Origin of the sequence: Mesorhizobium sp. M0802 (assembly GCF_040320115.1) — a bacterium.
Lineage (GTDB): Bacteria > Pseudomonadota > Alphaproteobacteria > Rhizobiales > Rhizobiaceae > Mesorhizobium.
Window position 1 is genome coordinate 410,252 of the sequence record NZ_JAMYOY010000002.1, and the last position, 14,535, is coordinate 424,786.

Here is a 14,535-nt window from a genome sequence, read left to right on the forward strand (position 1 = left end):
GCTACAAGGGCTCGAAGCGGAAAGCCGTCTCGGTTCGAAAAACCCGGCCGACGCCGGGCGAATCAAGATGCGCGCCGGCGACGTAGCAGTCGTTGTTGGCCGCAAGCGCCAGCATTTGCAACCGGCTTGCCCTCGCCTGCTGCTGGTCTGCGTCGAATTCCCACGTGATCTCGGGTCGATCGAATTGAAGCGACGGCACATGTACGATGTCGCCCCAGATCAACAGTGTTTCGCCTGCGCTCACAACGCGAAAGCAAGTGTGGCCGGCTTCATGGCCAGCGGAGCCGATCGTATCGATGTCAGCGCTGACGCGCTGTCCAGCATCGAGAGGCTGGGCGCGATCGTGGAAGCGTTCCAGCCTCGCCACGTCGCGAAACATGCCGAGCTCAGCGCGCGGGACAAGCAGGCGAGAGAGCTGCGGGAAGCCGTCGCCACCATCGGCAAGGATGAGCCCGTGTATATGGTCGAGATGGGTGTGGGTGAAAGCAACAGTCCGAATCCGGTCGGTGGCGATCTTCGCCTCGCGCAGCGCCTCGGGCAGGTGCCCCATTGTCGGGTGCCAGGCGTTCGAAGCCCCTGTGTCGATCAGCGTGATGTCGTCGCCGTCATCGATGGCGAAGGCGTTGACCGACAGCCTGAGCGCACCGTCGACGAGCGGTACATGCGAGGGCAGGTTGTCACCGAATGTCCGGTCTCCGGGCTGGCGCAGCCGCCTGATTGGCATGTCGACGTAACCGTCGCGCAGCGACGTGACCGTCATGGCTCCGACTCTATACGCCGTATGATGATACCCGGTCGAAACCCGTTCCAATCTAGATCATCTCCAGCCCGCGCTTGCGCGTCGGCGGTGGAAAGGCGCGGTCGAGTTCGGCGAGGTCTTCGGCCGTCAGCTCGATGTCGAGCGCGGCAAAATTCTGGCGGACATGCTCCTGGCTACTCGCCTTCGGGATGGCGATGACACCGGGCTGCGCCATCACCCAGGCCAAGGCGATCTGTGCCGGCGTTGCGTTGTGGCGGGCGGCAACGGTTTCCAGCCGGGGATTACGCGCCAGCGCGCCCTGCTCGACCGGCGAATAGGCCATCAGCGGGATGCCGCGCTGCCGGCTCCACGGTGCGAGATCGAATTCGGGGCCGCGCCGCGACAGATTGTAGAGTACCTGGTTGGTCTGGACATGATCTCCAGACGACAGGCCGGTCAGCTCCTCCATTTCGTCGGTGTCGAAATTGCTGACGCCCCAGTGACGGATCTTGCCGGCCTTCTTCAACGCCTCGAAAGCGTCGACCGTTTCGCCTAGAGGCACACTGCCCGGCCAATGCAGGAGATAGAGATCGATGCGGTCGGTGCGCAGGCGCTTCAAGCTGTTTTCGCAGGCCCGCGCCACGCCGGCGCGCGAGGCATTGGACGGCAATACCTTGGAGACAAGAAAGAGTTCGTCGCGGCGCCCGGCAATGGCTTCCGCCACCACCTCCTCGGCGCCGCCGCTGGCATACATTTCAGCGGTGTCGATCAACGTCATGCCGAGGTCCAGCCCGAGCTTCAGGGCATTGACCTCCCCGGCGCGGCGGCGGGAATCCTCGCCCATCTTCCATGTGCCCTGTCCCAGCACCTGGACGGCCTCGCCCGAAGGCAGCGTGGTGGCTCTTATCGTCGATGGCATGTGGGCTCCTGGCGCCGTGTAATCGATGTGAATGGCATCACAACCACGGAGAGAAATCCAGAATGGATCTCTCCGGCATGGCCGTTGCTGCCTTACTTCGCCGGATGGGCGGCGAGCCAGGCCTGCATCTTGGCGATCTCGGCTTCCTGCGCGGCGATGACATCTTCGGCCAGCTTGCGGATTTCGGGATCCTTGCCATTGGCGAGTTCCACCTTGGCCATGTCGATCGCGCCCCGATGATGCGGGATCATGCCGCGCACGAAATCGACATCGGCATTGCCGGAATATTCGATCATCATGTCGGTGTGCATCTTGTCCATCGCCGCCTTGTAGCCGTCGGTCGAAGGACCTCGCGCGCCCATAGCGCCCATGTCGTGTTTCATCTCTTCGGATTGCGCCGGGACGCTTTCGAGGAAAACGGCAAGCAGCATTCCCGCCGCCATCATCAAAAGCACGATTTTCTTAGCCAAGGTCATCCGTGATCTCCTGTTGATTGAAATTCGTATCTGGGGGCTTTGCTCAGAGTTTCAACGTCCGCAGCCGCAATGCGTTGGCGACGACCGAAACCGAAGACAGGCTCATGGCCGCCGCCGCCAGCATCGGCGACAAAAGCGTGCCGGTGAGCGGATAGAGCACGCCGGCAGCAACCGGCACGCCAAGCACATTGTAGAGGAAGGCGAAAAACAGATTCTGGCGGATGTTGCGGATCGTCCCCTGGGCGAGCGTTCGCGCCCTGACGATGCCGTTGAGATCGCCCTTGACCAGCGTAATGCCGGCGCTCTCGACAGCGACATCGGCGCCGGTGCCCATGGCGATGCCGACATCGGCGCTGGCCAGGGCCGGCGCATCGTTGACGCCGTCGCCGGCCATGGCGACGCCGGCACCTTTCGCACGCAACTCCTCGACAAGGGCTGCCTTTTGTTCCGGCAGCAGGCCGGCGCGCACCTCGTCGATACCAAGGCTTTTGGCGATGGCGCGCGCCGTGCGCTCATTGTCGCCGGTCGCCATGATGATCCGCAACCCTCTGTCGTGCAGCGCCCTGATCGCCTCGGCTGTCGTTGCCTTGACCGGATCGGCGACCGCGACAATGCCGGCCAGTCTTTTGTCCACCGCAACGAACATCGCCGTCTTGCCCTCGGCCTGCAGCGCCTCAGCTTTCGCCGAAAGGGAAGCGGTGTCCATGCCCACGTCGGCCATCATGGCGGCGTTGCCGAGAGAAACCTTCCTGCCAGACACCGTGCCGGATACGCCCTTGCCGGTGACGGCGTCGAAGCCGCTGGCCTCGATGAGCGTCAGCCCGCGTTCGCCGGCGCCGCCGACAATGGCCTCGGCCAGCGGATGCTCCGAGCCTTTTTCCAGCCCGGCGGCGAGCGCCAGCAACTCATTCTCGGACAGGCCGTCGGCAGCGACGACATCGGTCAAGCGAGGCTTGCCTTCGGTCAAGGTGCCGGTCTTGTCGACGATCAACGTGTCGACCGAAGCGAAGCGCTCGAGCGCGGCCGCGTCCTTGATCAGCACGCCCGCGTGCGCCCCGCGCCCGGTGGCGGTCATGATCGACATCGGCGTCGCCAGGCCGAGCGCGCAGGGGCAGGCGATGATCAGCACCGAGACCGCCGAGACGATGGCAAAGATCAAGCTGGGTTCGGGACCGAAGATCGCCCAGGCGGCAAAGGCCGCGAGCGCGACCAGCACGACGGCCGGCACGAAGTAGAAGGAGACGCGATCGGCTAAACCTTGAATCGGCGCGCGCGAACGCTGCGCCTTTGCGACCAGCTCGACGATGCGCGAAAGCGTCGTTTCGGAGCCGACCTTTTCGGCGCGCATGATCAGCGAACCGTTCTTGTTGAGCGTGCCGCCGGTCAAGGCATCGCCTTTCGTTTTTTCGACCGGCAGCGGCTCGCCCGAGATCATCGATTCGTCGATGGAGGAACGGCCTTCCGTTACAGTGCCGTCGACCGGCACGGCGTCGCCCGGACGGAGGCGCAGGTGGTCGCCGGTCTTGACCGCAACGAGCGGCACGTCGGTGTCGGAGCCGTCCTCCCCGATCAGCCGTGCCGTCTTCGGCGCCAGGTCGAGCAGCGCACGGATGGCCGAGCCGGTCTTTTCGCGCGCCCGCAATTCGAGCACCTGACCGAGGAATACCAGCGCGACGATGACGGCGGCTGCCTCGAAATAGACCGGCACTGTGCCGCCATGACCGCGGAACTGGTGTGGAAAAATGTCCGGGAACAGAGTGGCCGCCACGCTGTAGAGATAGGCAGCGCCGACACCGAGCGAAATCAGCGTCCACATATTGGGGCTGCGGTTGACCAGCGACTCCCAGCCTCGGTGGAAGAACGGGAAGGCCGCCCACAGCACGACGGGGCTGGCCAGCGCCAATTCCAGCCAGACCATCGTTCGCCCGTCGACAAACGCCTGGAACGTCAGGCCGAGCATCGGCGCCATGGCAACGATCAGCAGCGGCAGGGACAGCACCGCGCTGACCCAGAACCGTCTGGTGAAGTCTACCAGTTCGGGGTTCGGGCCCTCATCGCCAGTGGGAACGCCCATCGGCTCAAGCGCCATGCCGCAGATCGGGCAGGAGCCGGGCTTGTCTCTTATCACTTCGGGATGCATCGGGCAGGTGTATTGCGTGCCTTTCCGCACTGGCGACGGCGTCGGCCTGTCGCCGAGATAGTTTTGCGGCTCGGCCTCGAACTTCGCCCGGCAGCCGGCCGAGCAGAAATAGAAACCCTGGCCTTCGTGGCGGAAAAAATGCCTGGCGGTAGCGCGGTCGACACTCATGCCACAGACGGGGTCGGTGGCGGTCAGGTATTTTTCGGGCCCGGCGACGAATTTCGTACGGCAACCCTCGCTGCAGAAGTGAAAGAGACGGCCGCCATGCTCGGCCGTCGGCTTACCGGCTGCCGGATCGACGCTCATGCCGCAGACCGGATCGCGCACCACTGCTTCGGCGGCCGGCTCAGCAGCCTTTGCCGTACAGCAGTTGCCATCGGCCGCGTGCGCGTGGTGGTGATGCTCGGAATGCGCCATCGAAAAGTGCCTTATATCTGTCTGGGTGAGGAGGTAGTGCTTCCAGTAACTGGAAGGTCAAGGGGCGATTTCCACTTTTCGATCGTGGCCGTCATCGCGCACATCGAGGGAAAATCGCTTACGCAACTTTGTTCCCATGCTATGGACGCGCGTCCCACTGCATCGATCCCACCCAAATGAAATGCCTGATTATCAATCTCGATCGGTCCCGCGATCGCCTCGCCCATGTAACGGCGGAGTTCGCGCGCATCGGCATCGCCTTCGAGCGGGTCGCCGCCATCGATGCGCGAGATCGGCCGGATCTGGCCGAAATGCCGCAGGGCAAGAAGCATTTGCGCCTGGCCGACGCCGAGATTGCCTGCCTGCTCAGCCACCAACAGTGTTGGTCGATGATCGCGACAGGTGAGGATGCTTACGCGGCGATTTTCGAGGACGATGTCGTTTTCCCGGACAAAGCCGGTGCTTTGCTTGCCGATGCGGGCTGGATTCCCGCCGATGCGGACATCGTCAAGTTGGAAACGTTCTTCAACCGGACCGTAATTTCACGCAAGCAAGTCGCCTGCGGCCACGGTTTTTCTGCGAGCAGACTGCACGGGCTCCATATCGGTACGGCGGGATACATCCTGTCCAGACAGGCCGCGCAGGACCTTCTTGCGGCAACGAAGGAGATCAGCATTCCCGTCGATCACCTCATCTTCAATCCGCGTTTTGCGACCTCGTCCGACAAGGTCATTTACCAACTCGTCCCGGCATTGTGCCTGCAGGCACAATTCCTCGGCGACAGTCCGGTGAGATTGCCAAGCCTGCTGAAGCAGGAGCGAACAGAGGAATGGGTGGCAAGCGGGATAGGCAAACAGCGCCAGAAGCCAATCACCGCCAAGGTAAGGATCGAGGCCAGGCGGTTGACGCGGCAGATCGCCGATCTCTTCCGGCTCCGGCGCGAGATGATCATCCCTTTCTGGTATCGCGGCCGACGCGTCCGTCCGCCCCATACACAGCGCCGTGAAAACGCGCTATAGACGCCGCGCAAAGGCGAGGCCCACCGGCAATCCATGGCAAAAATCTCCCTCAAGCTCGACGCGCTGATCGACAGCGAGGCTTTGCGCCGCGACATGACGGCGCTGATCTCGGCGGCCAGCGGCGCCGAGCCCGGCGCGCGCGTCGGCGCGCTCCGGCTGCTGAAGGATCGGCTGACCGAGGGCCGCAAGGTTGCCGAGCGCATGCTGATGGACGATGGCAGCGGCACGGCATGCGCCGCCCGGCTGTCGCATCTGATGGACGAGATCATCCGCGCCCTCTACGAGTTCGCCGCGACCCACGTCTACCGGGTGAAAAGCCCCTCGACCGCAGAGCGCATGGCGGTCGTTGCCGTCGGCGGCTATGGCCGCGGCACGCTGGCGCCGGGCTCCGACATCGACCTGTTGTTCCTGCTGCCCTACAAGCAGACGCCGTGGGGCGAACAGATCGTCGAATATATGCTCTATATGCTGTGGGACCTCGGGTTGAAGGTTGGCCACGCCACCCGCAACATCGACGAGTGTCTCAGGCTGTCGCGCAGCGATATCACCATCCGCACCACGATCCTGGAAGCGCGGTTCCTGTGGGGCGAACAGAAGCTCTTCGACGAATTGCTCGCTCGCTTCGACCATGAAGTGGTGCGCACCACCGGACCGGAATATGTGCAGGCCAAGCTCGCCGAACGCGACGATCGCCATGCCAAGGCCGGCGAAAGCCGCTATCTGGTCGAGCCCAACGTCAAGGACGGCAAGGGAGGCCTGCGCGATTTGCAGACGCTGTTCTGGATCGCCAAATACTTCTATCGCGTGCGCACAGGCGAGGAACTGGTCGACAAGGCTGTGTTCACCGAGGCCGAATACCGGGAATTCCTCAAGGCCGAGGATTTCCTGTGGGCGGTGCGCTGCCACATGCATTTCCTCACCGGCAAGCCAGAGGAACGGCTGCATTTCGATATCCAGCGCGAGATCGCCGAACGGCTGGGCTACACCACCCATCCCGGTCTGTCGGCGGTCGAGCGCTTCATGAAGCATTACTTCCTCGTCGCCAAGGATGTCGGCGACCTCACCCGCATCTTCTGCGCCGCGCTCGAGGAAGAGCAGGCCAAGCATGTGCCCGGCTTCAACCGCATCTTCCTCACCTTCCAGCGCCGCAAGCGCAAGCTGGCAGGCACGTCGGACTTCATTGTCGACAATCACCGCATCAACGTCGCCGACGACAGCGTGTTCGAGCGCGACCCGGTCAATCTGCTCAGGCTGTTCTGGTTCGCCGACAAGCACGGGCTGGAGTTCCATCCCGATGCGCTGAAGCTGCTCACCCGCTCGCTCGGTCTGGTCAACAAGTCGCTGCGGCGCGACGAGGAGGCCAACCGGCTGTTCCTCGACATCCTGACCTCGGACCGCAATGCCGAGCTTAATTTGCGGCGCATGAACGAGGCCGGCCTGCTCGGCAGGCTGATCCCCGATTTCGGCAGAATAGTCGCCATGATGCAGTTCTCGATGTACCACCACTATACGGTGGACGAGCACCTGATCCGCTGCATCGGCGTCTTGGCCGAGATCGAGCGCGGCGACGGCGAAAAGGTGCATCCGCTCTCGCACACGCTGATGCCGGGGCTAGAGAAGAGCCGCGAGGCGCTCTATGTCGCGGTGCTGCTGCACGACATCGCCAAGGGCCGGCCGGAGGATCACTCAGAGGCCGGCGCCCGGATCGCGCGCCGCATCTGCCCGCATATGGGGCTGTCGGCGGCCGACACCGAGACAGTCGCCTGGCTGGTCGAGAACCATCTCGTGATGTCGATGACGGCGCAGACGCGCGACCTCAACGATCGCAAGACGATCGAGGATTTCGCCTCGATCGTGCAATCGGTCGAGCGGCTGAAAATGCTGTTGATCCTGACCGTCTGCGACATCAGGGGTGTCGGGCCGGGCGTGTGGAACGGCTGGAAGGGCCAGCTCCTGCGCACGCTCTACTACGAGACCGAACTGCTTTTGACCGGCGGCTTCTCGGAAGTGTCGCGCGCCAAGCGGACGGCGGCGGCGCGCGAGCGGCTGGCCGAGGCGCTGGCCGATTGGCCGGACAAGGCCCGCAAGCGCTATGTCGGCCTGCATTACGAGAACTATCTGCTGACGGTCGACCTCCCCGATCAGCTGCGCCATGCCGAATTCATTCGCGAAGCCGATGCGGCAGGCAAGAAGCTCGCCACCGTGGTCAGGACCCACCAATTCGAGGCGGTGACCGAGATCACCGTGCTGGCGCAGGACCATCCGCGCCTGCTTTCGGTTATTGCCGGCGCCTGTGCCGGCGCCGGCGGCAACATCGTCGACGCGCAGATCTTCACCACGTCCGACGGCCGCGCGCTGGACATCATCCTGATCTCACGGGAATTCGACCGCGATGAGGATGAGCGCCGTCGCGCCGAGCGCGTCGGCCGGCTGATCGAGGACGTGCTGTCGGGCAAGAGCTGGCTGCCGGAGATGATCGAGAAGCGCACCCGGCCGCGGCGCGGCGCCAAGGTGTTCAAGATTCCGCCGCGCGCCGAAATCCGCAACACGCTGTCGAACCGGTTTTCGGTGATCGAGGTCGAGGGACTGGACCGGCCTGGGCTGTTGTCGGAAATCACCAGTGCGTTGTCCGATCTCTCGCTCGACATCGCCTCGGCTCACATCACCACCTTCGGCGAGAAGGTGATCGACACTTTCTATGTCACCGACCTTACGGGGCAGAAGATCGACAACCCGGCACGCACCGCCACCATCCACGCCAGGCTGATCGCGGCGCTTGAAGGCGTTGTCCCAGAGCGCGGCGGCAAGGCCAAGGCGGCGGCCGAGTGACCATCACTTTGTCCCAATCACCCCCTTTGTCCCAATCATCCCCTTTGTCCCAATCATCCAGGCAATCTCCCCGCGCATGAGCCTCGTCAAGAAATTCGCCACGGTTGCGTCCGGCACGCTGATGAGCCGCGCCCTTGGCTTTGGCCGCGAGATGCTGATGGCTGCCGCACTCGGCACCGGGCCGGTGGCGGACGCCTTCAACGCCGCCTTCCAGTTTCCAAACACGTTTCGCCGGCTGTTTGCCGAAGGCGCTTTCAACGCCGCCTTCGTGCCGCTGTTTGCCAAGGAGATCGAGACCCACGGCACCGACGGCGCCAAGCGCTTTTCGGAGGAAGTGTTCGGCGTCCTGTTCACCGCACTTCTGGCGCTGACCATCGTCATGGAATTGGCGATGCCGCTGATCGTGCGCTATCTCGTGGCGCCGGGCTTTGCCGACACGCCGGGTAAGTTCGAGACGACCGTCCTGCTGGCGACGATCATGTTCCCGTATCTCATCTGCATGTCGCTCGCAGCGATGATGGCCGGCATGCTGAATTCGCTGCGCCGCTATTTCGCGGCTGCCGTGGCGCCCGCATTCCTCAACATCATCCTGATCAGCGTGCTCGGCTACGCCTGGTACCACGGCATGGATGCCCGTGAGGTCGGTTTCAGCCTGTCCTGGGGCGTGCTGGCGGCGGGGCTGGTGCAGCTTGCCATCGTCTGGGTGGCGGTGCGCAATGCCGGCATCGCCATCGGCTTTCGCCGGCCGAAGATGACGCCCAACGTCAAGCGCCTGCTGATCCTGGCGCTGCCGGCGGCGATCACCGGCGGCATCACCCAGATCAACCAGCTGATCGGCACGGCGATCGCGTCGGCGCAGGACAGCGCCGTGTCCTCGCTTGCTTACGCCGACCGCATCTACCAGCTGCCGCTCGGCGTCGTCGGCGTCGCGGTGGCCATCGTGCTGTTGCCGGAGCTGTCGCGGGCGCTGAAATCGGGCAATCTGGTCGAGGCGGCCAATCTGCAGAACCGCTCGGTCGAGTTCACCCTGTTCATGACCTTACCGGCGGCGGCGGCCCTTTGGGTAATGGCGGAGCCGATCGTGCGGCTGGTCTATGAGCGCGGCGCCTTCGCCGCCAACGGCTCGACGCCGACCGTGGCCGCGATCCTGGCGATTTTCGGCCTCGGCCTGCCGGCCTTCGTGCTGATCAAGGCCTTCACTCCCGGCTATTTCGCCCGCGAGGATACGCGCACGCCGATGATGTTCGCCGCCATTTCGGTCGGCGTGAACGTGATCACGGCACTGACGCTGTTCCCGAGCATGGGCGCGCCCGGCATTGCGGTGGCCTCGGCCGTGGCCGGCTGGGTCAACGCTGTGATGCTGCTTGCCGTGCTGATCCGACGCGGCCATTGGGGCCGCGACGCGCCGCTGCTGAAGCGCATTCCGCGCCTGGTGCTGTCGGCTGCGGTGATGGCGGTGGCGCTCTATTTCGCCGAGCACTGGCTGGCCGTTAGGCTCGGCCCCGGCTCGCCACTGGTGATCAAGGCCGTGACGCTTCTCTCATTGGTAGCCGGCGGGGCGCTGCTCTACTTCGTCACGGCTTTCGCCACCGGCGGCGCCGATTTCGGAATGATCCGGCGCAATGTGAAACGCGGCTCGGGCAAGGCAGCGGCGCCAGCGCCAAAGGCCGATCTGGACGAATAGTCCGGACGAGCTAACAGCAACATCGGTCTTGATCCTCTCCGCCCCTTCGTCCATAAGCGCGCCGTCGAAAGACTTCGCCGGGCGCGGTTTCCAGCCGCGTGATTGGCTCCGAAAAGTCTGCAACTTTTCGGAATCACGCTTATACGGCCCTCCACAAGCCATGAGGAACCCATGACCGCCTTCAAACAGCTCGTCTTTTCCGGGGTACAGCCGACCGGCAATCTGCATCTCGGCAACTATCTCGGCGCCATCAAGAAATTCGTCGCCCTGCAGGAAACGTCCGACTGCATCTATTGCGTCGTCGACCTGCATTCGCTGACGGCACAACTCGTCCATGACGACCTCGCCGACCAGACCCGCTCGATCACCGCGGCCTTCCTTGCCTCCGGCATCGACCCGAAGAAGCACATCGTCTTCAACCAGTCGCGGGTGATGCAGCATGCCGAGCTTGCCTGGATCTTCAACTGCGTGGCGCGCATCGGCTGGATGAACAAGATGACGCAGTTCAAGGACAAGGCCGGCAAGGACCGCGAGAACGCCTCGCTGGGCCTGCTTGCCTATCCCTCGCTGATGGCCGCCGACATCCTGCTCTACCGCGCCACCCATGTGCCGGTGGGCGAGGACCAAAAGCAGCATCTGGAGCTGACCCGCGACATCGCGCAAAAGTTCAATAATGATTTTTCGAGCCGCATCGCCAGTCTTGGCGTCGGCGTCGAGATGCAGGTTGGCGAAGAGACGGTAAACGGGTTCTTCCCGATAACCGAACCGGTGATCGGCGGGCCGGCGGCGCGCATCATGAGCCTGCGCGACGGTTCGAAGAAAATGTCGAAGTCGGACCCGTCCGACCTGTCGCGCATCAATTTGACCGACGATGCCGACACCATCTCGAAGAAGATCCGCAAGGCCAAGACCGACCCGGAAGCGTTGCCAAGCGAAGTCGACGGACTGGAAAGCCGCCCGGAAGCGGAAAACCTGGTCGGCATCTATGCCGGGCTGGCCGAGATGTCGAAGGCGGACGTGCTGAAGGAATTCGGCGGCCAGCAGTTTTCCGTGTTCAAGCCGGCGCTCGCCGACCTTGCCGTGGAAAAACTGGCGCCGATCGCCGGCGAGATGCGCCGTATCGAGGGAGACCGCGCCTATGTCGACGCGGTGCTGAGAGACGGCGGCGAACGCGCCGGCGCGCTGGCTGGGACCACCATGAAGACGGTACGCGACATTATCGGCCTGTTGCAGGGCTGATCCTACCGTCAGTGCACCGCACCATTCTGGCCCAAGGCCGGCGGCTTGCCGCCGGTCTGTCGCGGTGGCAGATTGCGGCCGAAACACCGAGTAGATAGACATGGTCTCCAAACGCCTCAGTCGCGAAGCCGGCCATCGCAGGAAATTCCTGACGATCATCGACGACACGCCCGAGTGCGAGCGCGCCGTCGCCTACGCCTCCAAGCGGGCGCAGAGCACCAACGGCACGCTGGTGCTGCTCTACATCATCACACCGGACGACTTTCAGCACTGGCTGGGCGTCGAGAAGATCATGCGCGAGGAAGCCAACGCCACGGCGCGCGCGGCACTCGACGGCTACGCCAACAAGGTGCGCCAGAAGCTCGGCATCGAGCCCGAGATGGTGGTGCGCGAAGGCAAGCCGACCGAAGAGATCCACAAGCTGATCGAGGAAGACCAGGACATCGCCATCCTGGTGCTGGCGGCAGGTGCCGGCAAGGAAGGACCCGGGCCGCTGGTCGGGGCTGTTGCCGGCAAGGGCGCCGCCTTCCCTATTCCCGTCACAGTGGTGCCGCAGAACCTTTCCGACGAGGAGATTGACAGCCTCGCGTAGAGAGTGATGCGGGAAAGTGTGAAGCGGTTCGGATAACATCACGATCCTGGATTTATAGCCCGCGCGGGATTCCTTCCCAGCCAGCAAAAACATTCCGCCAGCCAGCCATTTTGAGCGATGCGTTTCGCTTGAATGTACAGCCGATTGAGCCTATTTAGAACTATTCCAAACTAGCTGCCCGACTGGGGCACGGAGACGGCCATGTTCATCCAGACCGAATCGACGCCGAACCCGGCAACGCTGAAGTTCCTGCCCGGCAAGGAAGTGCTTGTCGAAGGCACCGCCGATTTCCGCGACGCCGACAGTGCAGCCAGCGCCTCGCCGCTGGCCGGCCGCCTGTTCGAGATCCCCGGCGTGACCGGCGTCTTCTTCGGCTATGACTTCATCACCGTGACCAAGGACGGCTCGGACTGGCAGCACCTGAAGCCGGCCATCCTCGGCGCCATCATGGAGCATTTCATGTCGGGCGCGCCCGTCATGGTCAACGCCGGCCCCGCCGCCGAGACCAGCCAGACCGGCGAATTCTACGACAAGGCCGATGAGCAACTGGTCATCACCATCAAGGAATTGCTCGACACCAGGGTGCGCCCGGCGGTTGCCCAGGATGGCGGCGACATCACCTTCCGCGGCTTCGAGAACGGCACCGTGTTCCTGCACATGAAGGGCGCCTGCGCCGGCTGCCCGTCCTCGACGGCGACGCTGAAGCACGGCATCCAGAACCTGCTCCGCCACTTCGTGCCGGAAGTACAGCAGGTCGAGCAGGTCTCCTAAGACCCCTTCACGCATTCGAGCGAGCAACAAAAAACCGGGCCAGATTGCCCGGTTTTCTGTTTTGGACGTCCGTTGTTGCCTAGACGGTCCGCGTACGAAGGGTAACGCCTATCTTGACCATGATCTTCCCGAAAACCGGTTCCACTTTTCGCTTTCGTGGACCTCGGTTCCGGATCAAGGTCCTACATCACGATGACCTTGGCGCCGACCGACGTGCGGTCGTAGAGGTCGATGATGTCCTGGTTCATCAGCCGGATGCAGCCTGACGACATCGCCTTGCCGATCGAATTCCATTCCGGACTGCCGTGCAGGCGGTAGCCCATGTCGCCGCCCTTGTTGAACAGATACATGGCGCGCGCGCCGAGCGGGTTCTTCAAGCCCGGCTCCATGCCGCTCGCGAACTTCGCGAGCTCCGGCTGGCGCTGGATCATCTGCCGCGGCGGCGTCCAGGTAGGCCATTCGCGCTTCAGCGCGATATGGGCGGTCCCGTGCCATTCGAAGCCTTCGCGGCCGACGCCGATGCCGTAGCGGATCGCCCGGCCGTCGCCTTCGACGAAGTAGAGAAACTTGTTCTGAGTATCGACGACGATGGTGCCCGGCTTTTCCGAGGTGTCGTAGTTTACCTCTTGCCGGTGGTACTTCAGCGGCACCCTCTCGATCGGGATGCGCGGCAGTTGGTAGCCTGCATCGTTCACCGAACCGTAGTTGTTGGTGAACAGCTGCGAGCCGATCGTGCTGCAACCCGAGATCGCGGCCGACAACGCAAGTGCGGCGACGATTGCAAATGACTTCATGCGCATGAAATGGTCCGATGCCCCACCAAGATGTCGCGACACGTTACGGCCGCTTTTCCTGAAATCATTCATGCTGGCATTTGCTTTGCTTGCCAAGGGCGCGATGCCTATATGCAGGAGCTTACGTGCCGGTAAGCCGGCAACTATGGCATTTCGGCAACAGGACTCACGGGATTGTGAAGGAAAAACAATGGTCGGTCCTGTCGGATAGCCTAGAATCAGGGAACCACATCGAGGAATCACAATGAATGTAGGCGATGCCGCGGCGCGGTCCGGCCTGCCGGCCAAGACCATCCGCTACTATGAAGAGATCGGCCTGATCGCGCCGGCGCGCGCCGGCAATGGCTACCGCGATTATTCCAGCGACGACATCCATCGGCTGGCCTTCCTGCGCCGCGCCCGCAACCTCGGCTTTTCAATCGAAGATTGCCGCCAGCTGATGGCGCTCTACCGGGATCGCAGCCGCGCCAGCCACGATGTGCGCGAGATTGCCGCCGCCCATGTCAGCGCCATCGAGGAAAAGGTGCGCGAGCTGCAGTCGATGCGCACGACCTTGCAGACGCTGATCCAGGCCTGCCATGGTGACGACCGGCCGGATTGCCCGATTTTGGATGATATTGCGGGGGCTGCGCAGGCCGCAGACAGGCGGGCCACGGTTTGAAGCACGGGCGCCGGGATAGACTGGGCGCCGGACGCGCAAGAAAAACCTCCAAAGGTCTATATCTCATTTGGCTAAAATTACGGAACGTCCAATGGACAAGAACAGAACCAAAGCGGTTACATCAGACCTTTGCGCTCACGACGTAAGACTTTAGTCCGGCCGATTTATAGCTAAGAACGGAAGTCGATCGGCACGACATAGGGCCGCTGCGGATCAATACCAGACTGCACCCAGACGAATATGGTGCGATCGCGG

General features: G+C 63.3%; 12 protein-coding genes. 7 read left to right on the plus strand and 5 right to left on the minus strand.

The genetic code is table 11. From position 1 onward, the window contains the following. Window position 1: 1 nt before the first annotated feature. From NKI10_RS05180 to NKI10_RS05195, 4 genes are all read right to left on the minus strand, one after another. Window positions 2–760, minus strand: a complete 759-nt coding sequence (locus tag NKI10_RS05180; protein ID WP_023698948.1) for an MBL fold metallo-hydrolase — start codon at window positions 758–760, stop codon at window positions 2–4. Window positions 761–812: 52 nt separating this feature from the next. After that, a complete protein-coding gene (locus NKI10_RS05185) occupies window positions 813–1,658 on the minus strand; it encodes an aldo/keto reductase (protein WP_023698947.1) in 846 nt (281 codons plus the stop codon). Between the two features lie 92 nt (window positions 1,659–1,750). Further along, window positions 1,751–2,134, minus strand: a complete 384-nt coding sequence (gene copM / locus NKI10_RS05190) for a CopM family metallochaperone (protein ID WP_023698946.1) — start codon at window positions 2,132–2,134, stop codon at window positions 1,751–1,753. Between the two features lie 43 nt (window positions 2,135–2,177). Further along, window positions 2,178–4,691 (minus strand): heavy metal translocating P-type ATPase, encoded by a 2,514-nt coding sequence (locus tag NKI10_RS05195; RefSeq protein ID WP_023834366.1) that lies wholly within the window; start codon window positions 4,689–4,691, stop codon window positions 2,178–2,180. A 176-nt stretch (window positions 4,692–4,867) separates the two neighbouring features. Here NKI10_RS05195 and NKI10_RS05200 point away from each other — a divergent pair, with 176 nt between their 5' ends. The 6 genes from NKI10_RS05200 (at window position 4,868) to NKI10_RS05225 (ending at window position 12,825) form a co-directional block, all read left to right on the plus strand. Beyond that, the gene (locus NKI10_RS05200; protein WP_023698944.1) at window positions 4,868–5,710 is read left to right on the plus strand and encodes a glycosyltransferase family 25 protein; all 843 of its coding nucleotides are present in this window, start codon (window positions 4,868–4,870) and stop codon (window positions 5,708–5,710) included. Between the two features lie 33 nt (window positions 5,711–5,743). Continuing rightward, a complete protein-coding gene (locus NKI10_RS05205; protein ID WP_023698943.1) occupies window positions 5,744–8,539 on the plus strand; it encodes a [protein-PII] uridylyltransferase in 2,796 nt (931 codons plus the stop codon). 76 nt (window positions 8,540–8,615) lie between these two features. Continuing rightward, window positions 8,616–10,223 (plus strand): murein biosynthesis integral membrane protein MurJ, encoded by a 1,608-nt coding sequence (murJ, locus tag NKI10_RS05210; protein ID WP_023826509.1) that lies wholly within the window; start codon window positions 8,616–8,618, stop codon window positions 10,221–10,223. A gap of 171 nt (window positions 10,224–10,394) precedes the next feature. Continuing rightward, window positions 10,395–11,462: a tryptophan--tRNA ligase gene (gene trpS, locus NKI10_RS05215; RefSeq protein ID WP_023826508.1), complete on the plus strand. Its 1,068-nt coding sequence runs from the start codon at window positions 10,395–10,397 to the stop codon at window positions 11,460–11,462. A 100-nt stretch (window positions 11,463–11,562) separates the two neighbouring features. Then, entirely contained in the window at window positions 11,563–12,054 is a 492-nt protein-coding gene (locus NKI10_RS05220; protein ID WP_023755657.1) for a universal stress protein, read from the plus strand. 201 nt (window positions 12,055–12,255) lie between these two features. Continuing rightward, on the plus strand, window positions 12,256–12,825 hold the full coding sequence (locus tag NKI10_RS05225) for a NifU family protein (RefSeq protein WP_352858985.1): 570 nt from the start codon (window positions 12,256–12,258) through the stop codon (window positions 12,823–12,825). A 182-nt stretch (window positions 12,826–13,007) separates the two neighbouring features. Here the strand turns inward: NKI10_RS05225 and NKI10_RS05230 are convergent, their stop codons facing one another. Further along, the gene (locus tag NKI10_RS05230) at window positions 13,008–13,625 is read right to left on the minus strand and encodes a L,D-transpeptidase (protein WP_023692663.1); all 618 of its coding nucleotides are present in this window, start codon (window positions 13,623–13,625) and stop codon (window positions 13,008–13,010) included. Between the two features lie 238 nt (window positions 13,626–13,863). Here NKI10_RS05230 and cueR point away from each other — a divergent pair, with 238 nt between their 5' ends. Beyond that, window positions 13,864–14,280, plus strand: a complete 417-nt coding sequence (gene cueR / locus NKI10_RS05235; protein ID WP_352858986.1) for a Cu(I)-responsive transcriptional regulator — start codon at window positions 13,864–13,866, stop codon at window positions 14,278–14,280. The last annotated feature ends 255 nt before the right edge of the window (window positions 14,281–14,535 follow it).

Excerpts from the sequence above, each read along its gene's own strand:
- NKI10_RS05185 (WP_023698947.1), bottom strand. The coding sequence starts at position 1,658 with ATGCCATCGACGATAAGAGCCACCACGCTGCCTTCGGGCGAGGCCGTC.
- NKI10_RS05195 (WP_023834366.1), bottom strand. The coding sequence starts at position 4,691 with ATGGCGCATTCCGAGCATCACCACCACGCGCACGCGGCCGATGGCAAC.
- NKI10_RS05205 (WP_023698943.1), top strand. The coding sequence starts at position 5,744 with ATGGCAAAAATCTCCCTCAAGCTCGACGCGCTGATCGACAGCGAGGCT.
- murJ (WP_023826509.1), top strand. The coding sequence starts at position 8,616 with ATGAGCCTCGTCAAGAAATTCGCCACGGTTGCGTCCGGCACGCTGATG.
- NKI10_RS05230 (WP_023692663.1), bottom strand. The coding sequence starts at position 13,625 with ATGCGCATGAAGTCATTTGCAATCGTCGCCGCACTTGCGTTGTCGGCC.
- NKI10_RS05180 (WP_023698948.1), bottom strand. The coding sequence starts at position 760 with ATGACGGTCACGTCGCTGCGCGACGGTTACGTCGACATGCCAATCAGG.
- cueR (WP_352858986.1), top strand. The coding sequence starts at position 13,864 with ATGAATGTAGGCGATGCCGCGGCGCGGTCCGGCCTGCCGGCCAAGACC.
- NKI10_RS05200 (WP_023698944.1), top strand. The coding sequence starts at position 4,868 with ATGAAATGCCTGATTATCAATCTCGATCGGTCCCGCGATCGCCTCGCC.
- copM (WP_023698946.1), bottom strand. The coding sequence starts at position 2,134 with ATGACCTTGGCTAAGAAAATCGTGCTTTTGATGATGGCGGCGGGAATG.
- trpS (WP_023826508.1), top strand. The coding sequence starts at position 10,395 with ATGACCGCCTTCAAACAGCTCGTCTTTTCCGGGGTACAGCCGACCGGC.
- NKI10_RS05220 (WP_023755657.1), top strand. The coding sequence starts at position 11,563 with ATGGTCTCCAAACGCCTCAGTCGCGAAGCCGGCCATCGCAGGAAATTC.
- NKI10_RS05225 (WP_352858985.1), top strand. The coding sequence starts at position 12,256 with ATGTTCATCCAGACCGAATCGACGCCGAACCCGGCAACGCTGAAGTTC.